Below are 11,238 nucleotides of genomic sequence, written 5' to 3' on the forward strand. Positions count from 1 at the left end.
GAGATTAATCATGAACATAAGTATTATTCAGGCTATAATTCTCGGTTTGTTTGCATCTCTTTCAAGTATGCCGGGACTTGGCGGAACATCTATCGGTAACTACACACTGGGACGTCCTCTGGTTGGCGGACTTATATGCGGTATCGTTTTAGGAGATATCCCGACCGGTATTCTGGTGGGATGCGCGATGCAGGTTGTTTATATCGCACTTGTAACACCGGGCGGAACAGTTTCCGCAGACGTTCGTGCCGTATCTTATATCGGTATTCCTCTTGCCATGCTTGCCTTAAAGAGCTACGGACTTGCTGCTGATTCGGCAGAAGGAATCGCTCTTGCAACCTCCTTCGGAACCATGGTAGGTACTATCGGAACTGTTCTTTTCTACGGGACTGCAACTATGAACCTCATCTGGCAGCACATGGGCTGGAAGTGGGTTGACAATAGAGAGTATCATAAGCTTTATCTTGTAGACATGGTTCTTCCATGGATCTCACATATCACATTTTCACTTATCCCTACAGTAGTTATGTGTCTCCTCGGTGAGCCTGTTGTTAATCTCATCAAGACATCACTTCCCATGGATGGAATCCCGATGAAGACACTCTTCACGGTTGGTGCACTCCTTCCCTGCGTCGGAATCGCAATCCTTTTAAAGCAGATCGTCAGATCGGTAATTGATTTCGTACCATATCTTTTCGGATTTACACTGGCAGCTTCTATGGGTCTTAATCTTGTAAGTGCAACAGTTGTTGCGGCAATGTTTGCAATTGTTATCTACAACCTTAAGATGCTTCAGCTCAAGAAGGCAGCGCCTGCAGCAGCCAATGCTTCAAACAATAACTGGGATGATGACGAGGAGGACATTTAAAATGGCTGAGAAGAAAATATCGAAGAAGACATTATCAAAAGCTTTTCATAACTGGTATTACGGTAACCTGACATGCTTCTCTCAGGAGCACATGCAGACCTTTGGCTATCTCTGCTCCATGCTTCCTATAGTAGATGAGCTTTATGATGACGAAGACAAGAAGGCTGAGGCAATGGATACATACCGTGCTTTCTTTAATACAGAGCCTCAGCTCGGTGCAATCATAGTCGGTGTGACAGCCGGACTTGAGGAGGCAAGAGCCAATGGAAATAAAGAGGTAGACTCAGAGACTATCAACGGTCTCCGTGCAGGTCTCATGGGACCTATCGCCGGTATCGGTGATTCACTTGTAGTAGGAACTGTGATCCCGATCCTTCTCGGTATCGCCATGGGTATGTCAGGCGGCGGCTCTCCGATGGGTGCTATATTCTACATGCTGGTTTGGAACCTGTTCGCTTACTTCGGAATGAAGTTCATCTATAACAAGGGTTATCAGATGGGTACAAAAGCTGTTGAGTTCCTTGTAGGCGATATAGGAATGGCTATCCGTGAGGCAGTCACAACACTCGGCGGTATAGTAATAGGTGCGGTAAGTGCCACATGGGTCAGTGTAAAGACCAGCTTCCATCTCGTAAATGCAAGCGGTGAGGCTTACATGGTTCTCCAGGAGAAACTCGATGGAGTATTCCCGGGAGTGCTTACAGCTATCGTAGTAATCTTCTGCTGGTGGCTCATGGCCAAGAAGCAGTTCAGCCCTATCAAGGTTATGCTTCTCCTTGTGGTTATCGCCTTCGCAGGTGTAGTACTTGGATTCTTCAATCCGGGTCTTTCATATTAAGACTGAATGGTGAGTTACCAAGAGGCAGTTTCTACAATTGATGAAATACTGAGATAAGTTAAAATATAGTTACATTACTTCACCATTAGTAATTGAAAAACCACAGCTTTGGCACTGGAAAAGTCAAAAAAACCTCTCGCTTTCAAATAAATAGTTGAATAGTATACGAAAGAATCCGGGACTTCATTATATTGAAGTACCGGGTTCTTTTTTCATACAAAAAAATGAGATTGGTTAAAGTAGATATTGGATCAATTCATGCAATGTGCCCATTGTGAACATCAGACCACTTAAGCGCGCTTCGCGAGGGCTAACGCTTATTTTTTATATGAATAATTAACCAAAAGAATAATTGCAACATTGTCGCAAAAAGCATTGACAGAGTAAACATGCACGATTATTATAAACTGCGACTGTGTTGCAATTATCAGAAGAGAGGTGATACATATCGAAACCGAAGTTTTTATATTTTCAGGTTTTCTGGGCAGTGGAAAAACCACAGCGCTTCAGGAAAGCATTATCAAAAACAGCAATGTTAATTCCGGTAAAACCATCATCATATGTACTGAAGAGGGTGAAGAAGAATACAGAACAGATGAATTAATTAAGCTGAATATTGATCAGATTTTCTTAGAGAACGAATCGGATCTTACAGTGGAGTTTCTTTCCGGGATTTCAGATAAGTACAAGCCCGAGAGAGTTTTCGTGGAGTTCAATGGTATGTGGAGTCTAAAGACCTTTCTCGAGATGGATTTACCTGAAAACTGGTATGTTGCCAATGTTTTCAGCTTCGTTGATGCAGGTACATATGAGCTTTACCTGAAAAATATGCGACAGACAATAATGGAACCCTTGAAAGAATCGGATGTGATTCTGTTTAACAGATGTGGAGAAGATTTCAAAAAGGGAAATGTGAGAAGATCCATAATGCTTCTAAACAGCAGAGCTGCGATTTACTTTTCCGGACTTGATGGAAAAATTGCTGACGGGAAAGATGAACTGCTTATAGATGATACAGATAACAGTATCAACATTACTGATGATTTATTCTGTTCATGGTTTGTGGATTGCCTGGAAAATCCAGATAAGTACTATGGGAAAAAGGTTCATTTAAGTGGCGTAGTAACGAAAGGAAAGGATCTCGATGATAATCAGTTTTATGTGGGAAGGTATGCCGCCATCTGCTGTGCTGCAGATGCGCAGTTTGTCGGTTTCATTGCTGAATATGAAGGTGAAGTTCCAACTGAAGGTGACTGGATAGAAGTGGACGCGCAGATTGAAAAGGGGCTTATAGATGGAAGGTATCAGATTATTCTTTTGAAAATAGCCGAGCTTAAAACTGTCAAAGCACCTGAAGATATATTTTTGTATTACTGATTGAGTCAGTCTTCCCTAAAACTGACATTTAAAGCCGGTTCTTGTCAGGAAGATTTAAACTAAGGAAACACTGATTAAATCAGCGTTTCCCAAAGCCGATGTTTTTATTGAAAAAAGGAGAATCATAATGTCAAAGAAAGAATTACCTGTAGTTATCATTACCGGGTATCTCGGATCGGGAAAGACAACCCTTATGCAGAATATACTCAAACAGGAGAAACGTAAGATAGCCCTCATAGTTAATGATATGGGCAGTATAAACATAGATGCATCCATTCTGAATAAAACAGGAAATCAGGTTTCCCAGATTGAAATGGTGGAGATGCAGAACGGTTGTATATGCTGTACGCTTCGGGATGAATTTATGGCTGAAATTGAAAGACTGTCTGCTGACAGAAGTATCGAAGCTATATTTGTTGAAGCATCAGGAATAAGCGAACCTTCATCCATAGCCGGTGCTTTTGTGAACTATGAGGAAACAACAGAAGATACGAGAGTTTACCTGAAATCAGTGGTTTCTGTTGTTGATGTTGACAGAATATATCGTGAATTTTTGCACAGCCTTGATCCTTCTGAGGATACAGAGGATGGAGACATCATCAATCTTATAATGGATCAGATAGAGTTCTGTAATCTGATGATACTAAACAAAACAGATCTGCTAAGCGAAGATCAGCTTGATGAAGTAACGTCCGGTCTTCGTAATATTCAGCGGGAAGCTGAAATGCTCACTTGTACTCATGGAGAAGTTGACCTTGATATCTTGCTTGACCGTCCGGATTTTGACTATGATGAAGTAGAGTCGTACAGTACGGTGCAGAAAACTTTAAATGCCCACGATGAAGATAAAGCATGTGTGGATGAATATGGCATAACATCTTTTGTGTTTGAAGAAAAAAGGCCTTTTAACAGAGAAAAATTCAACAGACTGGTTGAAGAGTACCCGGAAAAACTGATACGATCAAAGGGATATATATGGTTTTCCGATGATTGGGAGCATGTGCAGCTTTTTGAGCAGGCCGGAAGAAATGCGTCCATAACTGAGCTCACACCATGGGTATCTGCATGGCCGGAGGAAGAGCTTGCTCCTGTAATAGAGGACTTTCCGGATATAAAGGAAGATTGGGATGAGACATATGGCGACAGATGTAATCAGGTGGTTTTCATCGGAAAAGGATATGAGAAATGTGAAATTGAGCGGTTACTGTACGAGTGTATAGAAAGTGCTTGAATTCAAAGTAAACTATCATAATAAATGAATTTTTAATCTTGGCAGGTGGCGGGATGCGGCTTAGGATAATACCTGACCCGTTCCGCCTCCTTTCGGAGGAACGAATGAAAATCGGTTACAAAACAAAACCAAGAACTGAAATCATGGAATATCTCAAAGAAAATGCAGACAGGCGTTTCACTGCAAGAGATATACTGAATGCGCTGAAATCAGATGGTGACGGCCTTGACAGATCCACAGTTTACCGTAATCTTGAGCGTCTGTGCAAAGACGGTAAGCTTGTAAAATACAAGGAAAGTGATGTAAATGCAACATGTTACCAGTATTCTGAAAATCATGGTTCCTGTCGCGAGCATGTACATGCGGAGTGTACAGGCTGCGGAAAGATATTCCATCTTGACAACATTATTTTTTCGGATGCTGCTAGTAAGATGAAGAAAAACTACGGTATAGAAATTGATTACGGAAAGACCGTAATCATGTGCCTGTGCAATGAGTGCAGAGTGAACCCTCAGCAAGACTTAACCGTTTCAATAAATGCCTGCACCTGAGGGAGTTTGATATATTCCGGCCGGTATAGAAGATGAGTTTTACGTAGAAAAGGTTCACCTGAGCGAAACGCCAAAGGCGTTGTAATCCCCTTTAATTCCGAAAGACATATTGCCGGCAGTATGGACCAGCCGATATTGCGTTCTATCATCTGCATGATGGTTTCAACGTCGTTGATCTGAAGTCCTGTATGCCGGCGTATTTTATTTTCATTCATCCATCTACTCAAATCAGCTTCAAAGCTGACATCTGAAGTTCTATCCAGAAAAGGTATTTCATTCAGGTCTTTGCCTTTCATTTTTTCATTCATTGCAAGGCAGACATTTTCTTCAAAAAGTACCACGTCGCCTTCCGCCCAGGGATAGTCTCCCCTGATGATAGCTGCATTAATTTCTCCGGATATCAGTTCCTTGTATAAATCCGGACTTCTTTTGGCACTTAGCTGTATATCAACCTTCGGATATTTTTCTATATAGTGTTCCAATATCTCCGCAAGCCTGTAACGGGCATAGTTCACTGCCACACCAACTTTCAGTGTGCCGCTCAGTTCCCCGTCAGGATTTCCTGCGAGATTTCGTATACGCTCCATATCACTTTGTATTTTCTTTATATACGGAAGGATAGATTCCGAAACCGGAGTGGGAACAAGACCTTTTTTTGATCTGATATACAGCTGACATCCCAGCTCCTGTTCGATACTTTGGACACGCTTTGTAAGAGCTGACTGGGTGGTGTACAGCCGTTCTGCAGTCTTTGTGATGTTGTGGGTTTCGGAAAGGTCCTTAAGTATCTCTATATCTTTGTCTGTCATAGCTCTGGCGCCTCCTTTGAGAAAAGCCGTTTCTTCTCTTTATATCCTTCATACAGATATTTATTTATATTCTCTAACGTAAATTAGTTACAGGTACATACGGAGTATATGTGGCTATAACTAGAAATAGCCTGGTAACAATATAATTATACATGCCCATATGGAATGTATAAACAGGAAATATGTGAATTTTACGCATGAATGTATCAGTGTTATCATCTGAAGTGTCAAGAGAAAGAAAAAATAAAAAATATAAACAGAAAAAAATCTCAGTACAAATGAATTTTTAGATAACCACAAGGAGGTATACACTATGTCAACTATCATCACATTAGCAATCATCGCAGTTATAATCGGAGCTTATGAGAAATCAGATTTACGTAAGACCTCACATATCTCACATGAAATGGTGACAGGTAGCAACAAACAGGTAACTGTACTTTCACAACCGAGATAATCGTTTATCAAATCCCCCAAAATAAACATTATCATATAGAAAGAATATCGGGTCTGCCATCACGACAGATCCGGATTCGTGTTATCTTTAAAAATTAAGTATTTATCAGATAAATAGAGTAGATAAAAATCACTTTTGTTGATGATAATGCTTCATCATTATATGGTATACTTAATTTAATTGAGAACAATGTTTCGTAACGGATCTTCCGTAATGGGGATTTCCAAAGTAATCTACAGTGATGTTATTTTAACTAAAAATTGATCAAGGAGGAAGGCTATGGATTTCAATGATCTGAAATTTGAATTCGGACATGTAGGCATTAACGCACAGAGCCCTGAAGAAGGCGAAAAGATGAAAGCATTTTTTACGGATGTGTTTGGATATAAGAATTATCGTGAGATACCTGCTTCATATTTCACTGAAGACAATAAGATGGAACTCATGAAAAAGATGGGAAAGGGCACCATGGGACATCTTGGTTTCTTTGTTAATGATATGCCTCTTGCCATTAAGTATCTTGAGTCAAAAGGTTATACCATGGACTATGATACTGCACGTTATGATGCAGACGGAAAGACCATAAAGCTGATTTTCCTTGTGGAGGAGATCAATGGGTTCAGGATTCATATAACTGTTAAAAAGGCGCCGTTCTATAAGGAGAATGAACTGGAAGCGATTCCGGTTGCTGGATAACAGATTTATATAGATCAACACATATGATGATGTAATTATAAAAGTGAGGGGTTCACCGGTGTTGAGTAGAACCCATACGAAAGGGTGTAATAAGCTTGTATTTTAATTTAAGCATCAGTTGACATCTGTATATGAGATATTTCGGCTGTAATACAGCGATAATAGATGAGGAGGTATCTGAAAATGTCAGCATCAGATCAGAAGCAGCGCAGATTTCCATGTGTATATATGCGGGGAGGCACCAGTAAAGCAGTGTTCTTCCATCAGGAGGACCTTCCGGAAAATGAGGAAGAGTGGCCTGAGATTTTTATGAAGGTCATGGGCACGCCGGATGTGAAGCAGATTGATGGAATGGGCGGCACCGTTTCGTCAACCTCAAAGATAGCTGTAATAAAGAAATCAGACCGTCCGGGAATTGATGTTGATTATACCTTCAGACAGGTAGACATCAAGATTCCGAGAGTTGACGGGTCTGCAAACTGCGGAAACATTTCTTCTGCAGTAGGACCATACGCTATAGATGAAGGACTGGTAGAAGCAGTGGAGCCTGTCACTATAGTCCGTGTATATAACACCAACACTGACAAGGTAATAGAGGAACATGTAAGAGTCAAGGACGGGCATGCCTGCATGTACGGAGACGAGGAGATTCAGGGTGTTCCGGGAACAGGTTCCCGTATAGACATGTACTTTGAAGATCCTTCAGGTTCCCGCAGCGGAATGCTTTTCCCGACAGGAGCAAAGCAGGAAGTATTTGATGTTCCGGGATACGGTCCCGCAACAGTTACAGTCATTGACTGTTCAAATCCTGTGGTATTTATCAAGGCATCCGACCTTGGGATTAAAGGAACCGAACTCACTGAGCTGAACAGCAACAAAGATGTCATGGAGCATATCGAGAGAATAAGAGGTATGGCAGCTGTGAAATTCGGTTTTGTTGAAGACTTCATGGAAGCCCGCACAAAGGCTACTTCTGCTCCGAAGGTATCCATCATAAGCGAAGCTCAGGATTATGTGAACATGGACGGCGCTGATGTTTCCGGTGAAAAAATGGATATCTGTGTACGTGCCATTTCCGTCGGACAGCTTCACAAGGCATATCCAATGACGGTTGCCGTTGCAACAGGAGCTGCAGCCAAGATACCGGGAACCATCGTAAATGAAATCGTGAAAGATGTACCCGGAGATATCATTCGTCTCGGACACTCTTCAGGAGTAACCGAAGTTGATATGAAGATGGACGGCGAGAAAGTGCTGAAGGGCGGAGTCACCCGCACAGCCAGACGAATAATGGACGGGTATGTATACATAAGGTAAAAGGTAAGCTTTTTTAATCCTTACATCATACTATAACTTAAGCGGCTAAAATCCGATGTATTCGGGTTTTGGCCGCATTTTTTATTTTGCCGGTCAGAACCGATGTTATGATATGATGTAAGGGTCATACGTGAGCGGCAAATACTTTTGACACACACGTCATGATATGTTTTTCTTTTTATATCACGGGATTCCGTCTGCATGGTATGAGTATTACTCTCTTTACCCCGGGGTATTGATAGTGCCCATAGTAGCAGGAGTTCCGCTGGGATTGCATATTCACAATAATACGGGAATAGAATCTGATAAGCAGATTATAAAAAATGCGTTGCCCCTCTTTTTCATTTCTCTAGGAGTGGCCATGCTCCAGTTCGTTATAGGTTTTATTGTTCATGTACTGTTTACAGGTACATATGACCTGTATGATCAGTTCGGCATTGAAATAGATAAAACATCCGGTGAAGTGTGGAACTGAGTCCATACATCACCGGATGTTTTTACTTTTCAGGATTTAGTTTTTTTTGTTTCCAAATAATCGTTTAAATCTTTATTGAGAACATTGGTTATAAACATATGCCCCGGTGCATGTGTAATTACCAGAGGAAGTTTTGCATTTTCAATTGCTGCCTGAGGAGTAACACCGCATGCCCAGAATACAGGAATCTCGCCTTCTTTGAAGGGAACCGCATCACCATATTCGGGATGCATGATGTCCTTGATTCCGATTGCCTCCGGATCACCAATCTGTATAGGTCCTCCATGAACATTTGGATATGCATCAGTAATACGTTTCGCAATCTCAGCATCATCCGGAGTCATGGGACGCATGCTGACAACCATCGGGCCATTGAAAACTCCGGCTGGTTCACACTGGATATTTGTTTTATACATCGGAACATTGCAGCCGAGTGATATATGACGAACATCAACACCGTTCTTTATTAGGGCTTCCTCGAAAGAAAAACTACATCCTATCAAAAATGCCACGGAATCTTCTTTCCAGTATGAAGTAACATCCTTTACGGTATCTATCAGTTCGCCGTTTTTCCAGATACGATACTTCGGTACATCACTGGTGATGATGGCACCTTCGCCCATATCATGGACATCAGGAGTTCCTTCCACGACCTCAAGGATAGGACATGGCTTTGGGTTTTTAGATGCAAATATCTTAAAATCATCTGCATATTGTTTGGGAAGAATCACGAGATTGGCCTGGGCATAGCCTGCGCACATACCCGCAGTTGGAAAGTCTATGGTTCCTTCACGGATCAGTTTCCAGGCATCTTCAGGCCTTGTGTTGGTAAAATCATTTGCATTCATAGAACTACCTCCTATCTTTGTCATGGTCTTATAATTTCATTATATGAAGAGACCTTTAAAACACAATGTATTTGCTTCATTTTTAATATACATTATTGTTATGTGATCATATGATGTAAGGGTCAAAAGTACCAAATCACGTGCTTGCACGATGATTTGAGACTTTATGACCCGCCCGAACACGAATAACGTAGTCGTTTTGCATAGCAAAAGGACGTGAGTTATGAGTGTTCAGTAGCACATTGCACACGAATGTGTGCGTGCTGCGCATCATCAGTGAGTGGCAAATACTTTTGACACTCACGTCATCATATAACTTTGGATATGGTTGGTGGATCAGTGAACGAATGCAGTAATTAAATATGTGGCTATCACCATTCCGGTGACTATCATTCCTATAGGTGTGTTCATACCGCCTATAAGACTTATGGGCTGTTTAATGACTTCAGGAACATGACAACCGGTAAGGTAGATGAAAAGACCTATAGGCACTGCGATGATGGCCGGAGTTGTACAGAGAGTCCGGATGATGTCTTTGACTTTAGTTTTTCCTGAAACCATGGTGTATCCGTAGGTCCACATGATAATGTTGAAAACCGTATTGTAAGAGCTCGCGTAAAGTAACCCCTCAGTACCGTAGAGTGCCGCTATAAGAGGAAAACCCATAAAGGCGGCGTTTGAGAAAGTCAGGGCAAAGAAAAATTCAACAAAGTATAAATCAGTCTAAGCGGTCTCCGTTACCATATACTTCAGCAAATCGTGCAGCAAAGCTGGAAGACCTGCCACCTGCATAAAGATGTGAGATGTCTCCAAATGAAGATACTCTGAACTGAGCTATCCCCTTACGTCTTTCTTCTGTGTATATCACGGTGACAGAAGAGGGCGCTGCACAAAATCCATGCCAAAGCTGCATGGGAGAGATGTGAAGAAGGTGTGCCAGAAGAACGCATTCTACGCCAAAGTGACAGAATAAAGCTATAGTATCCGTAGTGGCATTTTCAACCTGAAACAAATTTTTGTCATGACGATAGCCATGATTTAAAAGAAGTTCATCCAAACCGGAAGTGACTTTTTGAAATGCTTCAGGGACAGAGCTCTCTTTGAAAACATTGGCATCCAACCAATGATCAGCATCGTAAAAAAGAGGTTCCTGTGTCCAGTCCTGAGGCAGCCAGTCCCATGAGATCTTCTTTTGGTCTTTTACGTCCGGCCTGTTGATCAAAGCTTCATTAAATTCTCGCAACCAGGGAAGTGTAACTGCAGCTTTTCCAAATTTTTTCAAAGTAAGTGAAGCAGTAGCCCGGGCACGCCCCATTGGTGATACATAAAATTCCCTGATGTCTTCTGTTTTATAAAGACGTTCCGCAAGAAGTGCTGCTTCTGTCCAACCGGTTTCCGTAAGTGAATCATGTTCGTAGTCCGGGTCTCCATGTCGAATGATCAGTAATTTCATATAGTACGTATAATCCAATCATGTTAGAAAAGTGATTGGATTCTTCCTTTCTCCCAGGTTCTCTGGGCTATTTCTAATCCTTTTCTGATATATTTATCTAGGCACTGTGGATTTGTTTTTCATTAATTACAGCTTTGACTGGTAGGAGGTGACTCAGACCACAGCTTGTCGTCTAATACTGGTAATTAGTTTGTTAACGCTTGACGTTTAGATTTACGTGATTACACAGTCGATCTCTCTGTGGTAGACAACAGTGCCAACTATAATAGTCAGGAGGTTTTATCTAATGTCTATGTTCTTTGCTGGAATTGATATTTC

At 41.5% G+C, this 11,238-nt stretch carries 12 protein-coding genes; 8 read left to right on the forward strand and 4 right to left on the reverse strand.

From position 1 onward, the window contains the following. Positions 1–10: 10 nt before the first annotated feature. The 5 genes from BM294_RS14155 to BM294_RS14175 all read left to right on the forward strand — a co-directional run bounded on the left by BM294_RS14155 (position 11) and on the right by BM294_RS14175 (position 4,865). Positions 11–868 carry a PTS mannose/fructose/sorbose/N-acetylgalactosamine transporter subunit IIC gene (locus tag BM294_RS14155; protein WP_091209567.1) on the forward strand — a complete coding sequence of 286 codons (858 nt, stop codon included), beginning with the start codon at positions 11–13 and terminating at the stop codon, positions 866–868. Position 869: 1 nt separating this feature from the next. Further along, positions 870–1,706, forward strand: a complete 837-nt coding sequence (locus BM294_RS14160) for a PTS system mannose/fructose/sorbose family transporter subunit IID (RefSeq protein WP_036612740.1) — start codon at positions 870–872, stop codon at positions 1,704–1,706. A 438-nt stretch (positions 1,707–2,144) separates the two neighbouring features. Further along, positions 2,145–3,083, forward strand: coding sequence for a TIGR03943 family putative permease subunit (locus tag BM294_RS14165; protein ID WP_175494707.1), 939 nt, complete (start codon positions 2,145–2,147; stop codon positions 3,081–3,083). A gap of 127 nt (positions 3,084–3,210) precedes the next feature. After that, positions 3,211–4,314, forward strand: a complete 1,104-nt coding sequence (locus BM294_RS14170; RefSeq protein ID WP_091209571.1) for a CobW family GTP-binding protein — start codon at positions 3,211–3,213, stop codon at positions 4,312–4,314. 104 nt (positions 4,315–4,418) lie between these two features. After that, a complete protein-coding gene (locus BM294_RS14175) occupies positions 4,419–4,865 on the forward strand; it encodes a Fur family transcriptional regulator (protein ID WP_175494708.1) in 447 nt (148 codons plus the stop codon). On the opposite strand, the gene BM294_RS14180 is transcribed toward BM294_RS14175, so the two are convergent. Next, positions 4,826–5,674 carry a LysR family transcriptional regulator gene (locus BM294_RS14180; RefSeq protein WP_091209575.1) on the reverse strand — a complete coding sequence of 283 codons (849 nt, stop codon included), beginning with the start codon at positions 5,672–5,674 and terminating at the stop codon, positions 4,826–4,828. The genes BM294_RS14175 and BM294_RS14180 overlap by 40 nt on opposite strands. 313 nt (positions 5,675–5,987) lie before the next feature. Here BM294_RS14180 and BM294_RS16055 point away from each other — a divergent pair, with 313 nt between their 5' ends. The 3 genes from BM294_RS16055 (at position 5,988) to BM294_RS14190 (ending at position 8,144) form a co-directional block, all read left to right on the forward strand. Beyond that, entirely contained in the window at positions 5,988–6,131 is a 144-nt protein-coding gene (locus BM294_RS16055) for a hypothetical protein (RefSeq protein WP_175494709.1), read from the forward strand. Positions 6,132–6,410: 279 nt separating this feature from the next. Continuing rightward, positions 6,411–6,827, forward strand: coding sequence for a VOC family protein (locus BM294_RS14185; RefSeq protein WP_091209577.1), 417 nt, complete (start codon positions 6,411–6,413; stop codon positions 6,825–6,827). A 183-nt stretch (positions 6,828–7,010) separates the two neighbouring features. After that, positions 7,011–8,144: a 2-methylaconitate cis-trans isomerase PrpF family protein gene (locus BM294_RS14190; RefSeq protein ID WP_091209579.1), complete on the forward strand. Its 1,134-nt coding sequence runs from the start codon at positions 7,011–7,013 to the stop codon at positions 8,142–8,144. Between the two features lie 504 nt (positions 8,145–8,648). On the opposite strand, the gene BM294_RS14195 is transcribed toward BM294_RS14190, so the two are convergent. The 3 genes from BM294_RS14195 to BM294_RS14205 form a co-directional block, all read right to left on the reverse strand. Next, positions 8,649–9,467 carry a putative hydro-lyase gene (locus BM294_RS14195; protein WP_091209581.1) on the reverse strand — a complete coding sequence of 273 codons (819 nt, stop codon included), beginning with the start codon at positions 9,465–9,467 and terminating at the stop codon, positions 8,649–8,651. A gap of 336 nt (positions 9,468–9,803) precedes the next feature. Further along, positions 9,804–10,157 (reverse strand): AEC family transporter, encoded by a 354-nt coding sequence (locus BM294_RS14200; RefSeq protein ID WP_255407207.1) that lies wholly within the window; start codon positions 10,155–10,157, stop codon positions 9,804–9,806. 28 nt (positions 10,158–10,185) lie between these two features. Further along, the gene (locus BM294_RS14205; RefSeq protein WP_091209585.1) at positions 10,186–10,920 is read right to left on the reverse strand and encodes a histidine phosphatase family protein; all 735 of its coding nucleotides are present in this window, start codon (positions 10,918–10,920) and stop codon (positions 10,186–10,188) included. Between the last annotated feature and the right edge of the window lie 318 nt (positions 10,921–11,238).

Origin of the sequence: Oribacterium sp. WCC10, assembly GCF_900113415.1 — a bacterium.
In the GTDB taxonomy this organism is placed as follows: Bacteria; Bacillota; Clostridia; order Lachnospirales; family Lachnospiraceae; genus Oribacterium.